At 72.0% G+C, this 24,634-nt stretch carries 27 protein-coding genes; 13 read left to right on the top strand and 14 right to left on the bottom strand.

Annotation, left to right across the window (positions count from 1 at the left end; translation table 11 throughout):
- Positions 1–81: 81 nt before the first annotated feature.
- Positions 82–1,278: a transposase gene (locus INTCA_RS18845; protein ID WP_013494345.1), complete on the top strand. Its 1,197-nt coding sequence runs from the start codon at positions 82–84 to the stop codon at positions 1,276–1,278.
- A gap of 121 nt (positions 1,279–1,399) precedes the next feature.
- On the opposite strand, the gene INTCA_RS17935 is transcribed toward INTCA_RS18845, so the two are convergent.
- Together INTCA_RS17935 and INTCA_RS17930 are read right to left on the bottom strand one after the other, a co-directional pair.
- Positions 1,400–2,416, bottom strand: a complete 1,017-nt coding sequence (locus INTCA_RS17935) for a zinc-dependent alcohol dehydrogenase family protein (RefSeq protein WP_013494344.1) — start codon at positions 2,414–2,416, stop codon at positions 1,400–1,402.
- A 17-nt stretch (positions 2,417–2,433) separates the two neighbouring features.
- Positions 2,434–2,688 (bottom strand): hypothetical protein, encoded by a 255-nt coding sequence (locus tag INTCA_RS17930; RefSeq protein ID WP_013494343.1) that lies wholly within the window; start codon positions 2,686–2,688, stop codon positions 2,434–2,436.
- Positions 2,689–2,825: 137 nt separating this feature from the next.
- On the opposite strand from INTCA_RS17930, the gene INTCA_RS17925 reads away from it, so the two are divergent.
- From INTCA_RS17925 to INTCA_RS17915, 3 genes are all read left to right on the top strand, one after another.
- Positions 2,826–4,127: an MFS transporter gene (locus tag INTCA_RS17925; RefSeq protein ID WP_013494342.1), complete on the top strand. Its 1,302-nt coding sequence runs from the start codon at positions 2,826–2,828 to the stop codon at positions 4,125–4,127.
- Positions 4,128–4,342: 215 nt separating this feature from the next.
- Complete coding sequence (locus tag INTCA_RS17920) at positions 4,343–5,746, top strand: FAD-binding oxidoreductase (RefSeq protein WP_013494341.1); 1,404 nt, start codon at positions 4,343–4,345, stop codon at positions 5,744–5,746.
- Between the two features lie 145 nt (positions 5,747–5,891).
- On the top strand, positions 5,892–6,179 hold the full coding sequence (locus INTCA_RS17915; RefSeq protein WP_013494340.1) for a WhiB family transcriptional regulator: 288 nt from the start codon (positions 5,892–5,894) through the stop codon (positions 6,177–6,179).
- Positions 6,180–6,261: 82 nt separating this feature from the next.
- Here the strand turns inward: INTCA_RS17915 and INTCA_RS18840 are convergent, their stop codons facing one another.
- Together INTCA_RS18840 and INTCA_RS17905 are read right to left on the bottom strand one after the other, a co-directional pair.
- Positions 6,262–7,305, bottom strand: a complete 1,044-nt coding sequence (locus INTCA_RS18840) for a hypothetical protein (RefSeq protein ID WP_013494339.1) — start codon at positions 7,303–7,305, stop codon at positions 6,262–6,264.
- Between the two features lie 37 nt (positions 7,306–7,342).
- Positions 7,343–8,512: a GNAT family N-acetyltransferase gene (locus INTCA_RS17905; protein WP_041309049.1), complete on the bottom strand. Its 1,170-nt coding sequence runs from the start codon at positions 8,510–8,512 to the stop codon at positions 7,343–7,345.
- A 249-nt stretch (positions 8,513–8,761) separates the two neighbouring features.
- On the opposite strand from INTCA_RS17905, the gene INTCA_RS17900 reads away from it, so the two are divergent.
- Positions 8,762–10,051 (top strand): alpha-hydroxy-acid oxidizing protein, encoded by a 1,290-nt coding sequence (locus tag INTCA_RS17900; RefSeq protein WP_041309047.1) that lies wholly within the window; start codon positions 8,762–8,764, stop codon positions 10,049–10,051.
- A gap of 41 nt (positions 10,052–10,092) precedes the next feature.
- Here the strand turns inward: INTCA_RS17900 and INTCA_RS17895 are convergent, their stop codons facing one another.
- The 4 genes from INTCA_RS17895 to INTCA_RS17880 form a co-directional block, all read right to left on the bottom strand.
- Positions 10,093–10,713, bottom strand: a complete 621-nt coding sequence (locus INTCA_RS17895) for a DUF3618 domain-containing protein (protein ID WP_013494336.1) — start codon at positions 10,711–10,713, stop codon at positions 10,093–10,095.
- Positions 10,710–11,153: a phage holin family protein gene (locus INTCA_RS17890; RefSeq protein ID WP_013494335.1), complete on the bottom strand. Its 444-nt coding sequence runs from the start codon at positions 11,151–11,153 to the stop codon at positions 10,710–10,712. Before INTCA_RS17890 ends, INTCA_RS17895 begins: the two co-directional genes overlap by 4 nt.
- Positions 11,150–12,076 carry a hypothetical protein gene (locus INTCA_RS18835; protein ID WP_013494334.1) on the bottom strand — a complete coding sequence of 309 codons (927 nt, stop codon included), beginning with the start codon at positions 12,074–12,076 and terminating at the stop codon, positions 11,150–11,152. Before INTCA_RS18835 ends, INTCA_RS17890 begins: the two co-directional genes overlap by 4 nt.
- A 247-nt stretch (positions 12,077–12,323) precedes the next feature.
- Complete coding sequence (locus INTCA_RS17880) at positions 12,324–13,832, bottom strand: long-chain-fatty-acid--CoA ligase (RefSeq protein ID WP_013494333.1); 1,509 nt, start codon at positions 13,830–13,832, stop codon at positions 12,324–12,326.
- Between the two features lie 414 nt (positions 13,833–14,246).
- On the opposite strand from INTCA_RS17880, the gene INTCA_RS17875 reads away from it, so the two are divergent.
- Entirely contained in the window at positions 14,247–14,771 is a 525-nt protein-coding gene (locus INTCA_RS17875; protein WP_041309042.1) for a 2'-5' RNA ligase family protein, read from the top strand.
- A gap of 19 nt (positions 14,772–14,790) precedes the next feature.
- On the opposite strand, the gene INTCA_RS17870 is transcribed toward INTCA_RS17875, so the two are convergent.
- On the bottom strand, positions 14,791–15,792 hold the full coding sequence (locus tag INTCA_RS17870; protein ID WP_041307942.1) for an ERCC4 domain-containing protein: 1,002 nt from the start codon (positions 15,790–15,792) through the stop codon (positions 14,791–14,793).
- Positions 15,793–15,889: 97 nt separating this feature from the next.
- Here INTCA_RS17870 and INTCA_RS17865 point away from each other — a divergent pair, with 97 nt between their 5' ends.
- Both INTCA_RS17865 and INTCA_RS17860 read left to right on the top strand, forming a co-directional pair.
- Complete coding sequence (locus INTCA_RS17865) at positions 15,890–16,468, top strand: hypothetical protein (RefSeq protein WP_041307941.1); 579 nt, start codon at positions 15,890–15,892, stop codon at positions 16,466–16,468.
- A gap of 1 nt (position 16,469) precedes the next feature.
- The gene (locus INTCA_RS17860; protein ID WP_013494328.1) at positions 16,470–17,210 is read left to right on the top strand and encodes a S1C family serine protease; all 741 of its coding nucleotides are present in this window, start codon (positions 16,470–16,472) and stop codon (positions 17,208–17,210) included.
- A gap of 10 nt (positions 17,211–17,220) precedes the next feature.
- On the opposite strand, the gene INTCA_RS17855 is transcribed toward INTCA_RS17860, so the two are convergent.
- Positions 17,221–17,841 carry a hypothetical protein gene (locus INTCA_RS17855; RefSeq protein WP_013494327.1) on the bottom strand — a complete coding sequence of 207 codons (621 nt, stop codon included), beginning with the start codon at positions 17,839–17,841 and terminating at the stop codon, positions 17,221–17,223.
- Between the two features lie 66 nt (positions 17,842–17,907).
- On the opposite strand from INTCA_RS17855, the gene INTCA_RS20150 reads away from it, so the two are divergent.
- On the top strand, positions 17,908–18,093 hold the full coding sequence (locus INTCA_RS20150; protein ID WP_218916278.1) for a Rossmann-fold NAD(P)-binding domain-containing protein: 186 nt from the start codon (positions 17,908–17,910) through the stop codon (positions 18,091–18,093).
- A gap of 68 nt (positions 18,094–18,161) precedes the next feature.
- Here the strand turns inward: INTCA_RS20150 and INTCA_RS17850 are convergent, their stop codons facing one another.
- The 4 genes from INTCA_RS17850 to INTCA_RS17840 all read right to left on the bottom strand — a co-directional run bounded on the left by INTCA_RS17850 (position 18,162) and on the right by INTCA_RS17840 (position 19,672).
- A complete protein-coding gene (locus tag INTCA_RS17850; RefSeq protein WP_013494326.1) occupies positions 18,162–18,572 on the bottom strand; it encodes a hypothetical protein in 411 nt (136 codons plus the stop codon).
- Between the two features lie 99 nt (positions 18,573–18,671).
- Positions 18,672–18,890 (bottom strand): DUF2510 domain-containing protein, encoded by a 219-nt coding sequence (locus tag INTCA_RS18830; protein WP_013494325.1) that lies wholly within the window; start codon positions 18,888–18,890, stop codon positions 18,672–18,674.
- A gap of 120 nt (positions 18,891–19,010) precedes the next feature.
- The gene (locus INTCA_RS17845; protein ID WP_013494324.1) at positions 19,011–19,382 is read right to left on the bottom strand and encodes a carboxymuconolactone decarboxylase family protein; all 372 of its coding nucleotides are present in this window, start codon (positions 19,380–19,382) and stop codon (positions 19,011–19,013) included.
- 26 nt (positions 19,383–19,408) lie between these two features.
- Positions 19,409–19,672 carry a metal-sensitive transcriptional regulator gene (locus INTCA_RS17840; RefSeq protein ID WP_013494323.1) on the bottom strand — a complete coding sequence of 88 codons (264 nt, stop codon included), beginning with the start codon at positions 19,670–19,672 and terminating at the stop codon, positions 19,409–19,411.
- A 153-nt stretch (positions 19,673–19,825) separates the two neighbouring features.
- Here INTCA_RS17840 and INTCA_RS17835 point away from each other — a divergent pair, with 153 nt between their 5' ends.
- The 4 genes from INTCA_RS17835 (at position 19,826) to INTCA_RS17820 (ending at position 24,604) form a co-directional block, all read left to right on the top strand.
- Entirely contained in the window at positions 19,826–20,500 is a 675-nt protein-coding gene (locus tag INTCA_RS17835; RefSeq protein ID WP_013494322.1) for a hypothetical protein, read from the top strand.
- Between the two features lie 187 nt (positions 20,501–20,687).
- On the top strand, positions 20,688–21,005 hold the full coding sequence (locus INTCA_RS17830) for a rhodanese-like domain-containing protein (protein ID WP_013494321.1): 318 nt from the start codon (positions 20,688–20,690) through the stop codon (positions 21,003–21,005).
- 66 nt (positions 21,006–21,071) lie between these two features.
- Positions 21,072–21,758 (top strand): methyltransferase domain-containing protein, encoded by a 687-nt coding sequence (locus tag INTCA_RS17825; RefSeq protein ID WP_013494320.1) that lies wholly within the window; start codon positions 21,072–21,074, stop codon positions 21,756–21,758.
- A complete protein-coding gene (locus INTCA_RS17820) occupies positions 21,755–24,604 on the top strand; it encodes a cation-translocating P-type ATPase (protein ID WP_013494319.1) in 2,850 nt (949 codons plus the stop codon). Before INTCA_RS17825 ends, INTCA_RS17820 begins: the two co-directional genes overlap by 4 nt.
- Positions 24,605–24,634: the final 30 nt, after the last annotated feature.

Below are 24,634 nucleotides of genomic sequence, written 5' to 3'. Positions count from 1 at the left end.
CCGGTCGGGGTCGCTATTCTCGCAGAGTTGACCGGATCTGCCAGGGCAGACCCGGCCCGGGGGAAGTACGAGGTACTGCTCATGTCCCACCCACCCATGGAACGGTCCCCAGCGGACCAGGACCCGCACCGCGACCAGCCGGACGAGGCGGTCGTGGTCCACCTGCCGAGCCGTCGCGCGCCACCGACCAAGCCGGAACGGCCGAAGCGGTATTCCGACGAGTTCCGAGCCGATGCGGTCGCCCTGGCCCGCCGCCAGGGCGTCACGGTCGCCGGCGCCGCGCAGCAGGTCGGAGTCAGCGCGAGCACTCTCCGGCGGTGGCTCCGGGATGCGAGCACCCGCGAGGTCGGGCCCGAACGGACCGACCCCGAGCAGACCGACCCCGAGCAGACCGACCCCGAGCAGACCGACCCCGAGCAGACCGACCCCGAGCAGCAGCCCCGCTCATACCGGCCGGACGCTGCCTGGGACGCCCGGCCGGTGCGTCAGCGCATCGACGACGAGTGGCCGGACTGGCGCGCGTTCGACTGGCCCGTTCTGCCCGTTCTGCCTGATCAGGAGACGCGGCCACCGGAGCCCGCGACGGGGCGCGGGGGGTCGACGGCCCCGGGCCGGCGCGCGGTCACCCCGCGCGGCCGCCCGTCCAGGCCGGTCCGACCGCGGGTGGTGGACTCCGCCGCGGGAGCGGCCCCGGCAGCCGCTGCGGCGCGGGAACTCGAGAGGGCCGTCGTGGGCGACGGGGTCTTCGCGGCGACTGCTCGCCTCGGTCCGCTCCATCGCCTCGTCGTGGTGCTGGCGGCCTTCACGGCGTGCATCGCCCTCTCCAGGCTGGTCCCCGAGTCGTACTCCTGGCGCCCGACCGTCAGCGCCTTTCACGTGATGTCCCTCGTCGTGTCCTTCGGGGCCGTCCTCCTCGTCGACTGGCACGGGCTGCTCTGGCTCTCCGGCCGTCGGGCCCTGACCGAGTCGACCCGCCTCGCAGCGGCCGCCTCGCCGATCATCTGGGCCGGACTCGGGGGCCTCTTCCTCACCGGCACGCTGCTCCGCCCCGACATCGGGTCCCCCCTGACGCTGCTCAAGCTGGCCCTCGTCCTCGCCGTCTGCGTCAACGGCGCTGTGATGGCTCCGGTCCGGCTGCGGTTGGCCTCGCTCTCCGCGGACGCGTCGCCGGTCGACGTGCCCGAGCGCGAGTGGCACCGGATGATGCTCTCCACGGCGGTCTCGCAGGTCGGCTGGTGGGGCGCGGTCGTCATCGGCTTCGTCAACGCGGCCACATGAGGCGGCCGGGCCCCGGCCCGGCCCTCCTTGTCAGGCGCGGCCTCCGCACGCTCGGCCTCCTCACGCTCGGCCTCCTCTGTGCCGCGGCCGCGGGCCTCGGTGCGGCCGCACGCCGCCGGCGTCAGGGTCGCAGGAGCACCTTGATGGCTCGGCGCTCGTCCATCGCCCGGTAGCCCTCTGCGACCTCGTCCAGGGGCAGCGTCAGGTCGAACACCCGGCCGGGGTCGATGCGGCCGTCGAGCACGCGGTCGAGCAGGTCGGGAAGGTAGCGCCGCACCGGGGCCATCCCGCCGGCGAGGCCGATGTTGCGGCGGAACATGTGCCGCACGGGAAGCTCCACCCCGTGGGGCACGCCGACGAAGCCCACCGTGGAGCCCGGGCGAGCCACCTCGAATGCCGTTCTGATCGCCTGGTCGGTCCCGACGCACTCAAGGACCGCGTCCGCACCGACCCCGCCGGTCAGCTCGAGCACTGCCGCGACGCCCGCGTCGTCCCGCTCCGCGACGACCTCGGTCGCTCCGAACTCACGAGCGAGCGCCTGCCGGTCGGCGTGTCGCGACATGGCGATGATGCGCTCGGCACCGAGCTCGTGCGCGGCGATGACCCCGCACAGCCCGACGGCGCCGTCGCCGACGACGACGGCTGTGCCGCCTTGACGCACACCGGCCGCGACCGCGGCGTGCCATCCCGTCGCCATCACGTCCGAGAGGGCGAGGAGCGAGGGCAGCAGTGCGTCGTCAATGGTGCCTTCGGTCTTGACGAGCGACCCCTCCGCCTGGTTGACCCGGGTGAGCTCGGCCTGGCCGCTCGTGGTGAAGCCGAGGTGGTCACACGCGGACTGGACCCCGGCCAGGCAGTGGGGACAGGTGTTGTCGCAGTGGTCGAACGGCACGATGACGAAGTCGCCCGCACGGAAGGAGGTGACCTCGGCTCCGACCTCCTCGACGACGCCCACCGCCTCGTGCCCGATCGTGACACCTTCGTCGATCGGGTTCTCCCCGCGGTAGGGCCAGAGGTCGGAACCGCAGATGCAGGCGGCGAGGACGCGGACGATGGCGTCCGTGGGAGCCGTGATGGTCGGGTCGGGCACGGTGCTGAGGCGGATGTCGCGAGGGGCGTGGATAGTCGTGGCGCGCATGCCCACATCTTGCCGGGTCAGCCGCGTCTGAGCAGCGGCCCCAGGCCGGCAAGGACTGTGAGGGCCCCGAGCGGCACCAGATCCAACGGGAGCGCAGGCAGACCCGCACCGAGCGCGGTGACGAGGGCGGCCGGGACCGGGAGACGACCCGCGAGGACGAGCCGGCCGAGGAGGATCGCGAGGCCGGCCGCGACGAGCACCGGTCCGCCGGTGGTCAGCACCGTGGGCAGGTCCGCGGCGAGAAGCCCGAGGAGCCGGCCCGCGGCCGTCACGGCGACGGATGCGGCGCCGACGCCGCTGGTGACGACCGCGGCGAAAGCCGTCGGTCCCCGGCCGGCGGAGTGCGGCCCATCCGGAGTAACCCGGCCCCCACCCTGAGCGCACCCTGACCGGATCGCGAGGCGGCATCATGGTGCGGGTGACGAGACCGATGTCGAGCTGGCGGATCGTGCTGTGGTTCGGCGTCATCAGCCTCACCGCGGACATGGTCTACGAAGGAGCCCGGTCGATGTACGGCCCGCTCCTGGCGTCGCTCGGCGCGAGCGGCCTCGTCGTCGGGGTCGTCACCGGGCTCGGCGAGGCGATGGCCCTCGTGCTCCGGCTCGTCTTCGGCCCGCTCGCCGACCGCACCGGGAGGTACTGGCTGCTCACCATCAGCGGCTACGCCCTGACCGTGGTGTGTGTGCCGCTGCTCGCGGTGGCCCCGTTCCTCGGCGGGGCCGGGCTGGCGGTGGCCGCGCTCCTCATCCTCCTCGAGCGGAGCGGGAAGGCGATTCGCAGCCCCTCCAAGTCGGCGCTCCTCGCGCACGCAGCCGGCGCCCTCGGCCGGGGGCGCGGCTTCGGCGTGCAGAAGGCCATGGACCAGGTCGGCGCCTTCGCCGGCCCGCTCGTCGTCGCCGCGGTCGTCGCCGCGACCGGCGTGATCTGGCCCGGGATGCTCGTCCTCGCGGTCCCCGGAGTCGTCGCCATCGCGGTCCTGCTGGTGCTGCGGGCCAGGGTGCCGGACCTGGGGGCGGTGACCGGCACCCCCGACGCCGCGCACCCCCCGGCGAGCGATGATCCGGGGAGCGAGCCCAGCGGCATACGGACGCGGGGTGCGGTCCGGGCGTGGCTCGCTGACGCAGTCGGCAGCCACCTGCCCGGCGACTTCTTCAGGTTCGCGGTGGCGGCCAGCCTGACGACCGGTGGCCTCGTCACCTTCGGCATCATCGGCTACCACCTGACTGCCGACGCGGTGGTGCCTCTCGCGACGGTGCCGCTCGTCTACGCCGCGGCGATGGCGGTCGGGGCGGTGTCCGCGCTCCTCGTGGGCTGGGTCTACGACCGCGCCGGTGCCCACGTCCTCCTCGTCGTGCCGGTCCTCGTCGCCGCCGTCCCCCCGTTGGCCCTCACCCAGTCCTTCGGGCTCGTGCTCGCGGGAGTGGTCGTCTGGGGGCTGGCCCTGGGGATCCAGGACTCGGCCGTCAAGGCCCTTGTTGCCGAGCTCGTTCCGGCCGGACGCCGGGCGACGGCCTACGGCGTCTTCGCCGGCATCCAGGGCGCCTTCGCGGTCATCGGTGGGGCCGGGATCGGCTGGCTCTACGACGTCTCCCTGCCTGCCCTCGTCGTCACCGTGGCGGCGACCCAGCTCCTGGCACTCGGCCTGCTCTGGCGGACCGTCCGGCCCGGCGCTGGACCGCACCGGCGAGCGCGGCTCCACCCCGGGGCGTAGGCGCGCCGCCGCGGCCTACGCCGCTGGGCTGAACTCTCCGCAGAATCGTTCGGCCTGTCGGTGGCGCGACGTACGGTCGAGCGGCAGTGTCACAAGAGATCCACCTGTCGCGTCAGATTCGGGTGCCCTCGTTCGACGTCATGGAAAGGAGGCCGAGAACCGGCCGCACACGCCGCATTGACTTCAGGTGCACTTCAACTCGAAGGATGGACGCCATGACCTCCACACATGGTTCTGCGACCCTCGACCGCGAGCGACTCCGCGGGCTCGCCGAGACCGTCACCGGTGAGGTTCTCACCCCCGGGACGGATGGCTACGACGACGCCCGCCATGTCTTCTTCCGGCACCTCGACCAGACCCCGGCAGTCATCGTGCAGCCGCGCGACACCGACGACACCGCCGCCGCCGTCGCCTTCGCTCAGGCCAACGGCCTCGAGATCGCCGTCCGGGGCGGTGGTCACAGCGGAGCGGCCCACAGCACCGTCGAGGGTGGACTCGTCATCGATCTGCGCCACCTCGACTCCGTCGAGATCGACATCGACAACCGGACAGCCCGGGTCGGTGGCGGTGCGACCGCGGGGGCGGTCACCGTCGCGCTCGCCGAGCACGGCCTCGTCCTCGGGTTCGGGGACACCGACTCCGTCGGCGTGGGCGGCATCACGCTCGGCGGTGGTGTCGGGTTCCTCAGCCGACTGCACGGCCTGACGATCGACAACCTCCTCGCCGTCGAGCTCGTGACCGCAGACGGGCGCGTCGTCGTGGCTGACGCGGACCAGCACCCTGACCTCTTCTGGGCGCTCCGCGGCGGCGGAGGCAACTTCGGGGTGGTCACGCGGTTCACGTTCCGCCTGCACCGAGTCGAGCAGGTCCTCGGCGGCATGCTGATCCTGCCGGCGACGGCCGACACCATCGCAGGGTTCGTGCGCCACGCCCAGGAGGCTCCGGACGAGCTCACCTGCATCGTCAACGTCATGCCGGCACCCCCCATGCCGTTCCTCGAGCCGGCGCAGCACGGCCAGCTCGTCATCTTCGCGTTGCTGACGTTCGTCGGGACCGCGGCCGAGGCCGAGCCCGTGCTCGCACCGTTCCGGGCGCTCGCTCCGCCCCTCGCCGACCTCCTGCAGGAGATGCCCTACGCCGGGATGTTCCAGCCCGAGCCCGACGACTACCACCCGGTCGCCGCGGGTCGCAACGGCTACGCCGACGACGTCGACGGCGCGGGCGCCCAGCTCGTCCTCGACACGCTGACGGCGCAGCTCGCGAAGCCGGAGGTGCAGATGGCCGTGGTGCAGCTGCGTCCGCTGGGCGGGGCCATCGCTCGGGTGCGCACGGATGCGACGGCGTACGCACATCGGCAGCGGGCCCTGATGCTCAACGTCGCGGCGATCGTGAGTCGGGCGGATGAGCTGGAGGCCCAGCTGCCGTGGCTCGAGACACTCAAGGCCGCTCTCTGCGACGGCACCCCGGGTGGCTACGCCAACTTCGTCTACGACGACGGGCCCGGCCGGATCCACGACATCTACCCGCCTGACACCTACACGCGGCTGGCGCAGGTGAAGGCGCAGTGGGACCCGGACAACACCTTCCACCGCAACCACACCGTGCTGCCGGCGGTCTGACCCCGGCTGCCGGGGGGAAGAGCCGGACCGACGAAGGGAGATCTCACCGGTCAGTTCCACTGAAGCGGCCCCGCGCCACGGCGGGGCCCACGTCAGAGCCAGGCGCGCAGCCTCCACGGGTGCGCCCGGACCACAGGGGAGAACGATGAAGGAGAGCAAGCAGCCCCACCTCGATGGCGAGGTGCTCCACCACGGCGAGACGATCCCGTGTCGCGAGTACGACGCGGAGCTCTGGTTCGCGGAGCGGCCGGAGGAGGTCGAGCTCGCCAAGGCCCTGTGCGGAGCGTGCCCGCTCAGGGCTGAGTGCCTCGCCGGCGCGCTGGACCGAGGTGAGCCCTGGGGGGTCTGGGGTGGACAGCTGATCGTCGACGGCGCCGTCGTCGCGTTCAAGCGGCCCCGGGGCCGTCCGCGCAAGCGGCCGGTCGCCGCCTGAGCCGGTTCCACCGAGCATCAGAGCAGCGATGTCGTGTGCCGCTGAGCCAGCGCGGCGGCACACGGCCTCGTCAGGCGCGGCGTCAGGGCCTGGCCGGCGGGTCCTCCCCGATGGGAAGGGCCGGCTCCGCCTCCGAGCGGTGCGGCGCACGATCCTCGACGCGCAGCGCGCGGCAGAGGCCGAGGAGGGCAAGGTTGGTGAAGACGAGGAGGTAGCCGGCGAACTCCTCCTCGAGCAGCCGGAAGAACTGGACGATGAACAGCTGCGCCAGCAGGGCGAGCTCGAAGAGCTGGAGCGACCCCTGTCTGTCCTCGGCGCGCCACCGCAGCAGAGCCCAGCCGCTCACGGCGACGGACGCCACGGCGAAGCCCGCGTAGACCCAAGCGACCAGATCCGCGTCGTCGAGGAGGCCCGCGACCGGACCCACCGCGGAGAACACGACGAAGAGGCAGAAGGCGACGATCGAGATCCGCTTGATGAACTCGAGGCGAGGGAGGCCGACGATGAAACCACGGACCGCCGCGTAGACCCGTGAGACGAGGGACCTCGAGCCGGTCGAGGTGGGAAGGGTGACGAGCACCGAGCGCAGCGAGGCGGCGATGGTGTTGTCGGGCCGCACCGGGGAGAGGAGGTCGACGGCGCGAGCCCGCTCGGCGGGATCCATGTCGTGGGCGGCCCACTCCTTGAGCAGCTCGACCGCGTTGACGACCCGTTCGCGGTCGGTGAGGGGGTGGCGCTGGACGACGTATGCCACCCCGAGGTACATCGCGATGAAGACGCCGTAGATGATCGCGGCGACCGGCTCGAAGAAGTAGTTGTTGTCGCCCGTCACGAACTTGCCGACCTCGTCGATGAAGAGCCCGAAGCCGACCCCGCCGAAGATGGTCGCCACCATTCGCACCGTCCGGCTCATGAAGAGCATGAAGAGCAGCAGGGCGAGCAGCATGAGGATCCCGCCCCACAGGACGTGTGCGAAGTGAAGGGTGTCGCCCCCGAGCTGCGGGTAGCCCGTCACGGCGAGGAAGATCCGCGTGACCGCGATCGAGAGCACCGCGCTGACGAGGAACGCCTCGAAGCGGTCGGCGCCGTCGGCGTCTCGGATCGGCAGACGTGACGCGCGGGCCATCGACCGATCATGTCATCAGGCCCTGCGGAGCGGGCCCCTACAAGGGCGGGTGCCGGACCAGCTCCCAGTGGAGCGCGTCCTCGAACCTGCCATCGGGCAGCTCGTCGGTCGCGTGCTCCCGGCCGAACTCGGTGAAGCCGACCGCTCGCAGCACCGCGTTGCTGGCCAGGTTGTCGGCGGCGGTCTCGGCGACGAGCCGGCGCAGGCCGAGGCCCCCCGCCTCTCTGGGTTCGAAGGCGTGGGCGATGGCGAGACGGCAGGCCGCCTTGGTCAGGCCCCGGCCTCGAGCGCTGGGCATGAGCTGGTAGCCGAGCTCCGCGACGTCGCCGGTGAGCGTCCCGCCGCGCAGGAAGATCGTCAGGTGGCCGAGCGCCCGGTCGGTGTCGGCTTCGGCGATGGCCCACTCGACGGACATTCCGCTCGCCATCAGCTCGTGCCGCCGGAGCAGCCAGGCGTCGAAGGTGTCGGGCCGGAGCGGGTTGGCCGACGGGAACCAGTGTGCCGGGTCGGTGCGCTCCTCGATGGCCGTCAGGTCCTCCGGCCGCCACCCGCGGAGCCGAATTCGCTCACCCGGCAAGACTTTTGGCTGCATCCAGGGGTGGCGTGGCTGCATCGGCTCCCCGGCCGCGAGGCTGGCGTGCCAGGAGTCCAGGGCCGGGCCGTCCGGGTCGACCGGGTCGGCGTCGGTGCCGGGCAGGGTGCCGTGGAAGGTGAATCCGGCGGCCCAGGCGACGCGGCGTGAGGGCCAGTTGCCCGCGAGGGCGCACCAGTGGATGCGCCTCAACGGCCGACCCCAGAACCCGTGCTCGAAGGCGTGGGACGCGACGAGGCGCACGGCGCGAGCCATGGCACCACGCCCTCGCGCCGCAGGGTGCAGGCCGAACCCCAGTGAGGCGTGGTCCCAGGACGCACCGGGGCGGACGTCGATCGTGCCGGCGAACTGCGGGTTGCCGTCATCACCGGTGATCTCGATGGCCCAGGAGCGGGTCCCGCCCGGATCCGCCCAGGCGCGCGTGACCTGCTCGAGGAACTCAACTGCGTGCGCGCCCGTGTAGCCCCGCGGGACCGTGGTCCACCGCAGCGACGACTCGTCCGTCGACTGCTCGACGATGCGGTCGGCGTCGGCGGGAGTGTGCCGCCGCAGCGTCACCGTGCCGTCGGTGAGCAGAGGCGCCGGGGTTTGCACCGGGGTTGTCGGAGAGGGCATGTCGTCACCCTGCCATCGGGGGAGGGGCTGGTCCACCGCCAGCCGCTCCCACCGACCCGGGCTTGCCGTGGCTGGGGTGGGTCCGGCCCGGTCGTCACGAGTGCCGGCGGACTCGGCCGCGGCGTTGGCGAGCGGCGACATCAGGATGGTGACCGGCGGCGGCGACCTTGACCTCGAGTTCCAGTCCGGCCCGCAGTGCGGGCCCCCGCGGGCCCCCGGCGGACCCGACGAGCCGCCATGCTGGACCGCATGAGCGAACAGGACAGCGTGGGTCGGCGAGTCCAGTCCCGGATCTACCGGGAGGGGCTCTTCGGACGGCGACCAGTGGTTCCCGTGGCGCCGCGAGCGCTGGAGGAGGCGGCCCGCCGCAAGCTGAGCGCCCGGGCCTGGGCCTACCTCGCAGGGGGTGCCGGACAGCAGCGCACGGACGTGGCCAACCGGGCGGCCTTCGACGAGGCCCCGATCGTGCCGCGCATGCTCGTCGACGTCTCCACGCGGGACCTCTCCGTCGAGCTGTTCGGCCGGCGTCTGCCGGCACCCGTGCTGCTCGCCCCCATCGGCGCGCTCGAGCTCGCGCACCCGCGGGCGGATGTCGAGCTGGCCGAAGGGGTCCGCGAGCTCGGTCTGCCCGTCGTCATCTCCAGCCAGGGCTCGACCCCGATGGAGGACACTGCGGCGGCACTCGGGGACTGCCCACGGTGGTTCCAGCTCTACTGGAGCAGCAACGACGACCTCGTCGAGTCCTTCGTGCGTCGGGCGGAGGCCATCGGCAGCGACGCCCTCGTCGTCACGCTGGACACCCACACGCTGGGGTGGCGGACGATGGACCTCGATCTCGGCAGCCTGCCGTTCACCCGCGCCGAGGGCTTGGCCCAGTACATCAGCGACCCTGTCTTCCGCCAGCTCGTCGAGGACCGGGTCGCGCACCCCCTGGTCCCACCCGAGCCGACGCCGCGCCCGACCCGGGCCGCTCTCGCCGCCGCCCTGTCGATGGCCAGGCACTGGCCCGGTCCGGTCCGGTCCAACCTCCGCTCACCGCTGCCGCGTGCCGCTGTCGAGACGTTCCTCGAGGTCTTCTCCCGGCCCTCACTCACGTGGAGCGACCTCGGCCGGCTCCGGGACCGGACCCGGTTGCCGATCCTGCTCAAGGGAATCCAAGCCGCTGAGGACGCGGTTCGGGCGGTCGAGATCGGGGTGGACGGCATCGTCGTGTCCAACCACGGTGGCCGCCAGGTCGACGGTGCGATCGCCTCCCTCCACGCGCTTCCGCCCATCGTGGAACGGGCAGCCGGGCGGGTGCCGGTCCTCTTCGACAGCGGGATCCGCAGCGGCTCCGACATCTACAAGGCCCTCGCGCTCGGCGCCGATGCCGTGCTGGTCGGGCGACCGTGGGTGCATGGCCTGGCCCTGCAAGGCGGGGCCGGCGCCCGAGCCGTCCTGGAGCACCTGCTGGCCGAGCTCGACCTCACCATGGCCCTCAGCGGCGTTCGGACGGTGGACGAGATACGCGAGCGCGGCCTCGGTCGTCGGAGGCCCTGAGGCCCCCCGACCGGGACCGCGCTCGCAAGACGCGACGTGGGTCAGCTGTTGACGTCGCGCGCCTGGTACTCGGCCTCGGTCCGGACGGAGTCAGCAGCGCCCTGCGTCTGGCTCTTGATCTCCTGGGCGGAGTCGGCCGCCGCGGTCCTGACCTCCTCGACGGCCTCCTGGGCCGGCTGCTTGAGGTGCTCGGCCATCTCGCTTCCGGCCGCCTTCACCTCGGCGGTGGCCTGCTCCACGAACGGCTGGGCCTGCTCCTTGACGGCGGTAGCCGCCTGCTTCTCCTTCTCGGAGGCCGGCAGCACCGACCCCACCAACCAGCCCGCGGCCAACGCGACCACCCCCGCAGCGAGCGGGTTGCCCTGGGCCTGCTGCCGGGCCTTGAGCCTCATGTCGTGGCCCATCTCCTGGACGTTCTCGACGGCCGTGTGGCCGGTGTCCGTCACCCCATGGGCGGTGCCCATCGTGGAGTGCTTGGCGTCCTCCGCGGCTCCCATGAGCCGCTCACGCCAGGTCGACACCTTCTGGCTCATCTTGGCCTTCTGTCGCTCGGCGATGGTGCTCGGAGACACGGTCGTGCCGAGCCGGTTGACGTTGTCACTCAGGTCCTGACGGGTGCGCTCCACCTCGGTGCGCAGCCGCTCGGTCTCGTAGTCGGTCATGATGCGTTCCCCTTCATGGCGTCAGGAATCTGCTTGGCGGTCTCGGTCGTCTTCGGGAGGCCCTGCACCCGCTTGAGCTCTCCACGGCCCAGCGAGTAGAGGACCGCGGCGACGATGCCCCAGAGGACGGCGACGATGAGCGCCGACCAGCCGAGACCGAGGGCACTCCCGATGGCCCACCACAGGGCGACCGAGAGGAAGAACAGGACGAACCAGCCGGCCAGTCCAGCGCCGCCCAACAGGCCGGATCCCTTGCCCGCTCGTCTCGCCGAGTCGCGCAGCTCGGCCTTGGCGAGCTCCGTCTCCTGGCGGACGAGGGTGGACAGGTCCTTGGCGATGTCGGCCACCACGTCCCCGAGCGAGCTCAACGGCTCACCCGGCAGGGTGTCGGTCGTCTCGCGCGGCGGCGGCACCCCACGTGAGCCGGGAGCGTCGATCATCGGGCGTCACCCCCATCGATCCACTCGCCGCGCGCCGTCTCGTCGGCGCGGAGGTCTTCTGCGTCGAGGGTTTCGGCGCCGAGGGTTCCCGAGTGGGCGGCGGTGCCGGAGGCGGCAGTGCCGGTCGGGTTCGTTGCACCGGTCGGCGCCGTGGGAAGGGTCGCCGTCGTGCCGGTGGTGGCGAGCGGGCCGTCCATGACCGGCTCGGTCCGTCCCGCGTAGGCACCCGGCGTGCCGGATGCAGCCTGGTAGGACGGCGTGCCGTAGGCCGGGTAGCCCGACGCCGCGCGGGAGGCACCGGTCGCCGGGGCGCTCTCGTCCTGGGACGTGGCGGCGAGGCCGCGCGTCATGCGTCCCGACAGGAGGCCCAGCCCGGCGGCGACGGCGAGGAACGTGCCGGGCTTGCGCCGGGCAAACCGCTTCATCTCGTCGAGGACGGCCCCGGGCTCGTTGCCGTCGAGCCAGTCGCCGAGTGCCCGGGCCTGCTGGGACACCGTTCGAACCAGGTCGTGCGCGACGCCTGGTTGTCCGGTGCCGGCCATGGAGTCGAGCTCCTCGGTCAGGCTGCGGAGGTTGGTCGTGAGCCGCTGCTGCTGCGAACGGGCCTGCTCGGTCAGCTCGGACCGGGACTGGTCCATCAGGCGGCGCATCTGGTCGGTGGCGGTCGACGTGACGTTGCCGAGCTCCTGCTTCGCCGTCTCGGCGACGTGCTTCGCCTCGCCCTTGGCCACGTGGGCCGTCTCCCGGCCGGCCTCCTTGGCCGCCTCCGTCCTGCTGCCGGTCGGGTTACTGCTCGTGGGGTTCGTGCCCGACGAGCTCGTCGCGCTCGTCGAGCCGCTGGGGCCCGGGTCGGTGGGATACGTCTGGGAAGGGCCTGCGTCCTGCAGGCTCCCGGACGACGGTCCGTCGCTGAACTGGGACATGTGTGCTCCTCTTCGGGGGTCACGACGCAGCCGTTCACCGCGTCGCAGAACGATGCTCTGAGCCCGCACTGCTCGGGGCTTCACATGCCTCGCCCCCTACCCCGGCGTCCACAGGTGCTAACCCACCCGCGACCCGGCCGGAGGGGAGCTGGACGGTCCCGCGGGAGCGAGCCCGGCGGCATACGGCGGGGATGGGAGAGGCCGCATCCCCGCGGAGGGATGCGGCCTCTCGTGGTGGGCCGGACGATCAGGCCGGCGGGCGTACCTCGCGGCGCAGGATCTTGCCGGTGGGGCCCTTCGGCAGCTCGTCGAGCCTCCAGAGCCGACGGGGGTACTTGTAGGCGGCGATCCGCTCCTTGACGTACTCCTGGACCTCGTCGAGCGTCGTCTCCGAGCCCGGCTTCAGCGCGACGGCGGCACCGATCTCCTCACCCATCACGTCGTCCGGGATCCCGACGACGGCGGCCTCGAGGACATCCGGGTGCGTGTAGAGCACCTCCTCGACCTCGCGGGGGTAGACGTTCATGCCGCCGCGGATGATCATGTCCTTCTTCCGGTCGACGATGGTGAAGTAGCCGTCCTCGTCGACCGTCGCGAGGTCACCGGTGCGGAACCAGCCGTCGGGGATCGCCTCGGCCGTCGCCTCCGGCTTGCCCCAGTAGCCCTTCATGACGTTCTCGCCGCGAATCGCGATCTCGCCGATCTCCCCCGGAGCCGTGTCGGTGCCGTCGAGGTTGACCAGCTTCATCTCACAGCCGGGGATCGCCCGGCCGATCGTGCCCGGCTTCGTCGGCCGGTCGGGCATGTTGAAGGACGCGACGGGGGAGGTCTCGGACAGGCCGTAGCCCTCGAGGATCTGAGCGTCGAACTTCTGCTCGAAGTTGCGCATCACGGCCTCTGGCAGGGCGGACCCCCCGGAGACGCAGGTGCGCAGGCTCGACGTCTCCGCCGCGTCGGCGTCGGGATGGTTCAGCATCGCGGCGTACATCGTCGGGACGCCCTGGAAGATCGTGACGTGGTCCCGGCCCACGACCTCGAGCGCCTTGGCCGGGTCGAAGCGGGGGATCAGCGTCAGGGTGCACCCGCGGAGGACGCTCGTGTTGAGGCCACAGGTCAGCCCGAAGACGTGGAAGAGGGGCAGGCAGCCCATGATGACGTCGTCCTCGGTCATCACCATGACGTCGTCCGAGGAGCGGGCCGCGTTCCGGTGCAGGTTGAAGTGGGTCAGCTCGGCGCCCTTGGGCTTGCCCGTCGTCCCGGAGGTGTAGAGGATCACCGCGGTGTCGTCGTCAGCGCGCTCCACCGGCTCGGGCAGCGGGTCGGCGTCCGGCAGGGCGCCCGCGGCCGGTCCCATCGCGGTGCACTCGATGACCTGCGTGGTGACGCCCTCGCCCGCGGCGATCTGGGCGCCCTTGCGCGCCTCCTCGGCGAAGTCCGGCCAGACGAAAGAGAAGCTCGTGCCGGCGTCCTGGAAGTAGTACGCGATCTCGCCGCTCTTGAGGAGCGGGTTCATCGGCACGACGATGCCCCCCGCGAGGAGCGTGCCGTAGAAGAGGACCGGGTACGCGGGCACGTTGGGCAGGATGAGCGAGACGCGGTCCCCGGGCTCGAGACCGGCCTCGCGCAGCTGGCCGGCGACCTTCGCCGCTGCGCCGTGCAGCTGGCTCCAGGTGACCTCGGCCTGGTCCAGCTTGATGCCGACCTTGTCGGGCAGCCTCGTGGCGGTGGCGACGAGGTTCGTGGCGAGATTGGTCATGAGGGCTCCTTTGCGACCTACCGACGAGTACAGGCCCATCATGCAGCGGATCCGCCCTCCAGAGGTATCGGAGTGGTCACGACCATGCGAGACGAGATGCCTCGCCGAGGGCTGACCCCCGGTCAGTCTGGCGGGTTCCGCGACCGGAGCACGAAGAGCAGACCGACGAGGGCGACGACCGGACCGACGACAGCCCACAGGACCACGCGGGTCATCATGCTGCCGCCGACGTAGCCGAGACCCTGAAGCGATCCACAGGCCGCCGATGAGGATCAGGAGGACGCCGAGGGGCAGCTTCCAGTGGCGGTTCACCCATCGCCTCCTCCCGTTCATCACCTTCCGGGCCCAGTGTCCCCCACGACGGGTCGAGCGCGCGGTCTTCCGCCGCCCGGCCCGATGTCGCAGGCTGTGGGGGTGGCTCTCGCAGTGTGCCTCCTCTTCGACCGGCGGACCGAACGGCTCATCCGGGAGCTGTGGGCGCGTCTGGAAGGCAAGGGGATCCGCACGCTTGAGTCGCACACCCATGGTCGGCACCACCCGCACCTCTCCTATGCGGTGTTGCTCGAGTGGGACCTCGCCGGCGTCCGGACGGCGCTCGGCGACCTGCCGGACAAGGGCGGCTTCGACGTGAGCTTCCAGGGGACGGTCGCGTTCCCGCGTGGCCGAGCGGCGCTCGCTCCGGCGGTCCCGGCCGACGTCGCGACGCGCCAGGAGACGGTGGCGGGGGTCGTCGTCGCTGCGGGCGCGATGCTGCATCGGCACTACCTGCCCGGCCGCTGGGTGCCCCACGTGTCGGTCGCGACCCGGGCCGCTGGTCCGGCGCTCGCCATCGTCGTCAAGGAGGTCGCCGACGTCCTCCCCTTGACGGGGACGGTCGAGCGAGCAGCCCTGATCGACAGCTCGACCGGGCAGCTGTGGTCGCTGCCGGGGGTCCCCTGAGGAGCCAGACCCACCGCGGTCAACGACCCGACCCGCGGTAGGCCTCCCAGATCTCGGGCCGGAGCCGCCCCCGGTCACTGACCGGCAGTCCCGCCGCGGCGGCCCAGGCCCGGACCTCGGCCGTCGTCGGCTCGCGCGGCGGCACGGGCCCCGCTGCCTCGAGGGCATCCAGGTGCGGCCAGGCGCCGACCTCGAGCCGCGCCTCGTGAAGTGCGGCTGCCAGGAAGCGGAAGGTCCACTCCTGCGCGAGGGCCCGGGTCTCGCAGAAGATGATCGGCACGGTGGGGTAGCGGGCCTGGCTCTCCGCGATGGCGTCCGCGACCACTGCCGGACGCACGTGCTCGAGCGCGAAGACGCGGGAGTACCTGTCCTCGACGACCACTGCCCCATGCCGGATGCCGCTGAGCTCGGCGAGCGCGTACCTGAGCTTCCCGTTCAGCAGGCTCGACGACAGGTCCTGGAGGGACTTGCGTTCGACGGCAGCCACGACGCGGCCGTCGAGCTCGACCGCGTAGTCCCCGATGGCCAGGGGCTTCTTGCGGGTCGTGGCCTGTTGGCGGGTGAACTTCCAGCCGTACCGCTCATGGCTGTCGACGAGGATCTCGAGCTCCAGCGGCGGCACGGGCCCGGTGCCGGGAGCGTCCGACTCACCGGGTCGCGGGCGCGCCGTGGGGATCCGGACGTTCGGTCTGGCCTGCTTTGCCGTCCGCGGCGTCTGCCAGAAGATCACCTGCCGCCCCTTGGCTCGGGACAGGACGAACTGCGACCGGTTCTCCCGTCCGCGGTCGAGGACGAGGTCGATCGCGGCGCCCCGGCTCGCGCAGACCCGGGTCGGGACCCGCTCGACGACCTGCGCGTCGACCGGCCACCCCTCGGCGCGATGGCAGTAGACCTTGCTCGTCCGCGGCCAGGTTTCCCTCGCCTTGAGGACGATCCCGTCCGGGCCGAGCGGGATCCGGATGAGGTAGGGCAAGGAGCTGCCCTCCTCCGGGTTGGCGGCCACGAGGAAGTCATCCGGCACAGCCACAGTCTGCCCTGTGTGCGCCGGGCGACGAAGAGATGGACCCGTCCAACCGAATCAGGTGCCGGAGCCGTCGAACTGGTCCACGATGGCCGGTATGGGGGACCCCAACGAGATCTTCGTCCCGCCGTACGTGGTGACGCCGCCTCGCCGGCGGGACCGCGCCCGGACCGCCTGGATCGTGACCACCAGCCTGCTCGTCCTTGCGCTGGGAGCGAGCTCAGCGGCATACGTCTACTCCAACAACGCGGCCCGGCAGTGGCAGGTCAGGGCCGAGCAGGTCTCGGCCGAGCTCGCCGACATGACGGCCCAGCGTCGTCAGGTGCAGGGACTGCTCGACGCGTCGCAGACAGCGCTCGCGGGGACCAAGTCAGCGCTCGGCGAGGTCACCGAGGAGTACAACGACGCGGCGAAGCGGATCCGCGACCTGGCCGACGAGAAGGCGAGGGCCGCGGACACCGTCGGAGTCCTCGGGTCCGCCGTGGACCGGTCGCGCAACGTCGCCGTGCAGCTCGACCAGTGCGTCGCGGGTCTGCAGGAGCTGCAGGACTACCTCATCGACATCGACAGCTACGACATCTCCGTCGTCCTCGGTGTCGCCGAGGAGATCAACCGCGGGTGTGACCAGGCCCAGGCGGCAAGCGACGCCTTCGTCACCTGGCTGGAGGGGGACTGACGTGCCGCGGCTCCTGCGCGCCGTCGTGACGACCGCCTGCCTCATCTCGACCGTCAGCGCCTGCGCCGACCTCGCGCCGGTCGCGCCGCCCGAGCCGCGCGTCGCGACCGTGCAGGCGGTCACCCGGTCGATGCCGCTGGACCTCGAGGCTGCGGCGCCGACGCTCGAGGGTTTCACTGAGCTGGAGCGGGCGGCGCTGCGCATCCGCAACATCGGGTGCGGAGGAGTGCGGACCGGGTCCGGCTTCGCCATCGGCGACCACCTGCTCGTGACGAACCGGCACGTCGTGGCCGGCGCGACGACCCTGGAGGTGAGCACCTTCGACGGGAGGGACATCGACGTCCGGACCTCCGGCGCGGCGACCATGGCGGACCTGGCAATCGTCCGGACCGTCGAGCGCCTCCCTGCCTGGATCACCCTCGCCCCCGGCAACCCCGAGGTGGGTCAGACGGTGACCGCCATCGGGTACCCCCTCGGTGGGCCGCTGACGACGACGGACGGACGGGTGCTCGGCTACCGACCCGACCCCGTCGCGAAGTCCACGCTGCCCATGCTGCTCAACTCCGCACCGGTCGAGCACGGCAGCTCGGGCAGTCCCCTCGTCGACATCACGGGCGAGCTGGTCGGGGTCATCTATGCCTCGACCGGGCCCGGGAACAGCTATGCGGTGCCGATCGCGGTGCTGCAGGACGTGCTGGACCAGCCTCAGGCGTTCGCCGCGAAGACTGACTGCGACGACTGAAACCGGCTGGTCAGCTGCAGTTCGGGCAGGGGCCGGCCACGGGCATCTCCATGAAGCAGGTCGGGCAGATGCGGCCCCGCCGCTCCTCCTGCGACCGCGGGCGCGGAGCCGTACGGCTGACGGTGCCTGCCCCGCCCTGTCGGGGCGCGCCGACGTGTGGCACCCCGCCCTGTCGAGGCGCGCTGTCCCGTCGGGACATCGTCGTGGTCGGCTCGGCGTCCTCGGGAACGTCGTCGGACCAGCGGCGGTAGCACTCCAGACGCGCGACCGCGGCGCGGTGCTCGCGCTCGTGCGGGTCCGTCACCGCCCGGCCCTCGAGGCGGAGCACCTCCTCGAACCCAGCGCCGACTTGACCGTCCTTCGCGTGGACGACGAGAGAGGCCAACGCGGGTTCACCGCGCAGATGGTTGGCCTGGGCGACCATCTTGAGCAGGTCGCTGACCCAGCTCCGCGTCTGAGCGTTGGTGTGCAGCCCGGAACGGCGTTGCACCTCCTCGGCCAGCGTGCCGTAGGTGATGACCGCGTTGTACCGGGAGGCGGTCTCGACGAGGAGGTCGTAGGTGTGCTTGATCCAGAACTTCTTGCCCACGGTGGGGTTGACGAACCGGTCCTCGCTGCTCGGCTGGCTCATCCCCCGATTGTGCCTCGACCCGACCGGTCACCCCACCCTCGGGTCGCTACGACACTGACCCGCTGGGTGAGTCAGTGGGTACCACTGACCCGCTGGGCGGGTCAGTGTCGTAGGCCGCTGGGCGGGGTTCTGCGGATCCCGCCCACTCGTGCATCGGACCCCGCCGGGTTCGGCGTATACCTGGCGAGTGACGACGCGAAGTTCGTCACCGGTCTCGAGCTCTACATCGACGGCGGCTACGTCGCCCGCTGACCCGGCTCGGGAAATGGGCGGTGCGCCGGCCCTGGCCGACGCACCGCCCGTCCGTCTCCCGAGGCGACTCAGACTCGTGGTCCGTAGTAGTCGCCGTAGTACCCGCCGAGACGGTCCCGGTAGTCCGGGTCGTCCCAACCGGTCTCGCCGAGCTCCGGCGAGTCCTTGATCTCGTCCTTGGTGCGGTCCACGTAGACCGCCTGGTCGTCCCAGTCGACTCGCTCGATGGTGCCGGCGGGCAGCATCACCTTGCGGCCGAAGATCCACGGCCCGGTGTCGACGACGAGGTGGCTCGCCCCGACCTCGTCCGTCGCCGAGTCGACCTTGCCGATCGAGCCGTCCGTCGCCTCGACGCGGAAGCCGACGAGGTCGTGCTGCCGGCCGGTCGCGTCCTCGACGACGTCGCCCATGACATCACCATCACGTGCGCTGTAGACGTTCTCGCGGTAGTTCCACGGATCCCAGTTGTAGGCCGTCATGCTCAGCTCCTTCCCTGGTGGGTGTGAACAGAGGGCGCCTACCCCGGGTCGGCCGCCCCCTAACGAGTCCCTGCCGTCCGTCCTGCGCGGTCTGCCCGGTCACCAGTTGAGGAGCAGCGAGCCCGGGCTCACCGGCTGGCCCGCGGCGTCGACCGTATGGGCGGCCCCGGGCTGGCCCGCTGCCGACGTGCCGAGCGGAGCGACCTGGTCCGTCCAGCTGGAGCCGTCCCAGGAGCGTGACATCGGTTTGCCCTCGGGGTCCGAGTACCAACCGGCCTCGGGGGTCCGCGAGGAGGGTTGCTCCGGCGTGATCGACATGGTTCCTCTGTCCCCGGTTCATCGTTCGATCGGGACGGAGGCAGCACCGGATCCCCGGTTCCGACTGCCACGGCAGCCGCTCCAGACAGCCGGACCGGCGGGGGAGCCGGGTGGTGAGGCTCAGCCCTCGACGAAGTCCTCGAAGGCGGCGTAGGCGCGGGGACCGTAGACCGTGCCGGGGCCGCCCGTCATGAGGATCGTGACACCGATCGCCTCGGCGACCTCCTGCCGGTTCGCGCCGGCCCGGGCGGCGCCGCGGGCGTGCGAGGCGATGCACCCGTCGCACTCCTCGGCCACCGCGATGGCCAGGGCGATGAGCTCCTTGGTCTTCGTGTCGAGGGCTCCGGGTGCGAGCGCGGCCTTGTGCAGCTCGCTGAAGCCCGCATAGACGTCGGGGATGGCCTGGCGCAGGGACCGGCTCAGGGGAGCGACGTCCTGGAGGACCTGCTTCCCGTGCGGGTGGTTCGTCTGCGGGGCAACGGTGTCGGTCATGATGTGCCTTTCGTGAGGTGCCGGGCTCAAGCCAGGCTGAGAAACAGCTTCTGCAACTGCTGCAGCTCCGCGTCGTCGGGCCCCTGCCCTGACTCGAAGCACGCCTTCATCCCGTCGGTCATGAGCACGACACCCGCACGTTGGAGGGCCTTGATGACGGCCGAGAGCTGGAGGGCGATGTCCTGGCACTCGGCGTCCTCCTCCATCATCGAGATGACCTTGCCGAGGTGGCCGTGAGCGCGTTTGGTGCGGTTGCGGATCGCGGTCATCGATCCTGCGTCGAGCTGCATCCTGCGCCCCTCCTGACGGGTCTGCGAACCAGCGGGTTCGCCTCGAACAATAACCCCCCGGGGGGATAGCTGCGAACGGGGCTGCTCGGATGTGGGGCACGCCACGAGGCAGGGCTGCGTGACCGGGTGAGCCCTACGGGGTATGTGGCAGGCATGACGACGACGACACTGACCGCGGGCGCCGAGGCCGCGGGGCGGGCGCTCGCGGGTGCCCTCGGCGTGGTGGCCGCCGTCACGAGAGGCAAGCCGCTGCACGCCGCGGGCCGGACCTACCGGGCCACCCTGCGGATCGACGCGCCCACGACGGGCCCTGGGGTGCGCCTCCTCTCCGAGCGCGGCCAGCACCCGTGCCTCGTGCGGCTCTCACGGGCCATGAGCCTGCCCGACGGCTGGTGGGACATCGGCGGGTTCGCGCTGCGCGTCGACCGAGCCGGCCCCGGCTGCGGGCCCGCGGACCTGCTGTTCGCCAGCACGGGCACCGGACGGGTCGGCCGTCACCTGCTGCGCCTGTCGCGACAGCCGATCAGTGAGCCGATGACGACCCTGCTCCCGGTTCACGCGGGCGCTTCGTCGCTGCTCCTGCTGATCCAGCCGATCGGCGACGACCGGATGGGCCCGCCGCGGCAGTTCGAGCTCAGCGTCGGACTCGACGGGGGCTCGTGGTCCCCGGTCGGCATCGTCGAGCTCGGTGACGAGGTTCCCGGGGCGTCCCCGCGCTTCGACCCCCTCGTCCGCAGGCTGGAGGGCACGGCTCCGCCCACCTGGGTCACCGCGCTGCGCGAGCCCGCCTACCGCCTCGCGCGCCGGCTGGGGCGCCGCTCCCGCTGAGCCGGGCTGCGTGAGCCGGCCCAGCGGCATACGCCGACGACGTGGTCCGTATGCCGCTGGGCTCGCTCCGCGCGCAGCCGACCGTCCCGGATGGGCTGAGCGGGGAATGGACCGGCGTCGCGTAGCGTTGGCCTCCTCGACCATACCCCTGGGGGTATCCACGCCATCGACCCGAAGGACCTGACGCATGCCGAACGCCACCATCACCGAGCTCGCCGCCGCCCACGCCGACGGCGCCCCGGTGGTCGACGTCCGAGAGCCCATGGAGTACGTCGGCGGCCACGTGCCCGGCGCCGTCCTCATGCCCATGGGACAGCTGCCCTCGCGAGTGCACGAGCTCGACCGGAACCGGACCACCTACGTCATCTGCGCCACGGGGAACCGGAGCCAGGCGATGGCCGACTTCCTGCGGCGGGCGGGTGTGGACGCCCGCTCCGTCGACGGTGGGACGTCTGCGTGGGCCCAGTCGGGTCGACCCGTCGTCACGGGCCCGCGTCCCGCCTGAGGCCTCGCCGCACGTCCGACAGCCGGCCATGGCCCGGGGGCCCGTCCTCGGGCCTATCCTCGAACCATGGCCGGCTGCTGTGACGCCAGGGGTTGCGACCGGGTCTTCGGGCCGCGCTTTGCCCATCATGTCGCGAAGCGCTACCGGAAGCGCGGCCTCGATCGGCCGTCGCGACGGGTGGTCGACTGGCTCGTCGCCCAAGGGATGGCCGGAGCCAGCATCCTCGAGATCGGGGGCGGCGTCGGCGAGATCCAGCTCGAGCTGCTTCGCCGAGGCGCGGCCCGGACCACCAACCTCGAGCTGAGCCCCGCCTACGACGTGGAGGCGCAGGCCCTGGCAGCCGAGGCCGGAGCCACCGGCCGGATGGTGCGTCGGCTGGGCGACATCGCGGTGGACGGTTCGGTTGCCGAGCCGCACGACTTCGTGGTCCTGCACAGAGTCGTCTGCTGCTACCCCGACGTCGAACGGCTCGTCGCCGCTGCGGCCGACCACGCGCGACGGGGTGTGATCCTCACCCACCCGCCCCGCAACGTCGCGTCGCGGGTCGGTCTGGCTCTCGGCAATGTCGGCGCGCGGCTGACCGGCCGGGAGTACCGGGCCTACGCCCACCCGCCCCGGATCATCGAGGCGGTCCTGCGCCTCCACGGCCTGGAGCCGGTTCGAGTGCACCGGGGCCCGGTCTGGCAGGTCCTCGCCGCGACCCGGACGGTGGACCGCGCCGCGACCAGCCCGGCTGGCCGGCCCCCGTCGTGACGACGACGGCGTTCGACATCCCCGACCCCACTCTCCGACCCGCCGACCAGGTGGCCCAGGCGCTCGGGGTCGATCCCGAGGTGGGGCTCACGGACGCCACCGCCGACGAGCGCCTCGCGGACGAAGGGCCGAACGAGCTCCGCGGCCGTCCCCCGGTTCCCTTGTGGCGCAAGGTGCTGCGCCAGCTCCAGGACCCGCTCGTCTACCTCCTCCTCGTCGCCATCGTCATCTCGCTCGTCGCCTGGGCGGGGGAGGGGGGCGAGTCCTGGCCCGTCGACGCGATCGTCATCGCGCTCATCGTCGTCGCCAACGCGGTGCTGGGCCTCGTCCAGGAGGCCAAGGCCGCCAGTGCCGTCGCGGCGCTCGCCTCGATGACAGCGGCGAGCTCCAGCGTGCTCAGAGGCGGTCGCCTGCGGACCGTGCGCTCGACCGCGCTCGTGCGCGGCGATGTCCTCAACCTCTCCGAAGGCGACTCCGTCGGCGCCGACGCCCGGCTCCTGTCCGCGACCGGCCTGCGGCTGCAGGAGGCGTCGCTCACGGGTGAGTCCGGCACGACCCCGAAGTCGGCCGACCCGCTCGGGGGCCCTACCGCCCTCGGCGACCGGCGGAACATGGTCTACCGCGGCACCGCCGTCGTCCAGGGCGTCGGACGGGCGGTCGTGACGAGCACCGGCATGGACACCGAGATGGGACGGATCGCCGAGCTGCTCGACCGGACCGACCAGGAGCCCTCGCCGCTCCGGCGGGAGATCGGCTCCGTGTCCAAGACGCTCGGGCTGCTCGTCATCGGCATCGCGGTCGTCGTCATGGCCGCGATCGCGCTGCTCAACGGCGTCCACGACCTGACCGACGCCGCCACCATCCTCCTCATGGGCGTCTCGCTCGCCGTGGCAGCCGTGCCGGAGGGGTTGCCGGCGATCCTGTCCCTCGTCCTCGCCCTCGGTGTCCGGGTCATGGCCCGGCGCAACGCCGTGATGAAGGACCTCCACTCGGTCGAGACCCTGGGGTCCGCCTCCGTCATCTGCTCGGACAAGACCGGCACGCTGACGCGCAACGAGATGACCCTGAGCCGCATCATCACCCCGAGCGGCCGGGTCGAGCTGTCCGGCACCGGCTACCGCCCCGAGGGGGAGGCCCGCTACCGGCCCACCGACGGCTCCGAGGCCGACCTCGTCCGCGAGGCCCGCAACGTCGTCGTCGCCGGCGCGCTCGCCAACAACGCCCAGCTCCTCGAGGAAGCCGGCGAGTGGACGATCCAGGGGGACCCGACCGAGGCCGCCTTCCTCGTGGCGCTGCGCAAGCTCGAGGACGCCGAGCGCGTGGCCGCCTGCTACGAACGGGCCGCCGAGGTGCCCTTCACGTCCCAACGCAAGATGATGTCGATCCTCGGCCACCACCTCGATGAGGACGAGCACCGGCTCTTCGTCAAGGGAGCCCCGGACGTCCTCCTCGGGCACTGCGACACCGTCCGCTGCGGCGACGCGGTGGTGTCCCTGGACGAGGCGCAGCGGGCCGGCTTCCTCCGCGCGGTCGACGACCTGTCGGTGGGGGCCTACCGGACCCTCGGCGTCGCCTACCGCGACGTCGACGTCGCCGGGATCCCCACCCTCGCCGGGACCGACCGACCGCTGCTCGACGAGTCCGCCGAGACCGGGCTGGTGCTGCTTGGAGTCGTCGGGATCATCGACCCGCCCCGCGACGAGGCGCGTCAGGCGGTCGCCGAGGCGCACCGCGCCGGCATCCGGACGGTGATGATCACCGGCGACCACCCGGGCACGGCCGCCCGCATCGCCGCCGATCTCGGCATCTCGCAGCCCGGACAGCGGGTGCTCACCGGCGCCGACCTCGACGCGCTCGGGGACGAGGACCTTCGCCGAGCCGTCCTCGACACCGCGGTCTACGCCCGGGTCGCCCCGGAGCACAAGCTGCGCATCATCGACGGCCTCCAGAGCCACGGCCTCGTCGTCGCGATGACCGGCGACGGGGTCAACGACGCGCCGGCCCTCAAGTCGGCCGACATCGGCATCGCCATGGGCATCACGGGGACCGAGGTCACCAAGGAGTCCTCGCGGATGATCCTCGGGGACGACAACTACGCCACCATCGTCGACGCCGTGCGGCAGGGCCGCGTCATCTTCGACAACATCAAGAAGTTCCTGCGCTACCTGCTCTCCTCCAACCTCGGTGAGGTCGCCACCGTCTTCTTCGGGGTCGTCCTCGCCGGACTCATCGGCCTCTCGGAAGCGGACGAGTCCGGGGCGATCGTGCTGCCGCTCCTCGCGACGCAGATCCTCTGGATCAACCTCGTCACCGACTCCGGGCCGGCCCTCGCCATGGGGGTCGACCCCGAGGTCGACGACGTGATGGCCCGCCCGCCTCGGCGGCAGTCCGACCGCATCCTCGACGGGAGGATGTGGCGCAGGATCGGGTTCATCGGTGCGGTCATGGCTGCCGTGACGCTCCTGACCATCGACGCAGTGCTCCCCGGCGGGCTCCTCCACGGCTCCGGATCCCTCGCGGCCGCACGCACCGCGGGTTTCACCACCCTGGTCCTCGCTCAGCTGTTCAACGCCCTCAACTCCCGGTCCGACGAGAGCAGCGCCTTCCGCCACCTGTCGAACAACCGCTGGCTCTGGGGCGCCATCGCTCTCGCCGTCGCCCTCCAGGGTGCCGTGGTCTCCGTGCCCTTCCTCCAGGCCGCGTTCGGGACCGAGACCCTGAGTTGGGGGCAGTGGGCCCTCTGTCTCGGGCTGGCCTCGGTCGTGCTGTGGCTCGAGGAGCTCTCCAAGCTGGTGCGCCGTCGGCGTCACAGCCGCGCCCGCTCCGAGCCCCGCGAGCGCCCCTGACCTCGGGAGTCCCCGGCCGAGAAGGCGCCT

The organism is Intrasporangium calvum DSM 43043 (assembly GCF_000184685.1).
Taxonomy (GTDB): domain Bacteria; phylum Actinomycetota; class Actinomycetes; order Actinomycetales; family Dermatophilaceae; genus Intrasporangium; species Intrasporangium calvum.
The sequence above is the reverse complement of the archived record's forward strand: the minus strand, read 5'-3'. Positions and strand labels throughout refer to the sequence as shown.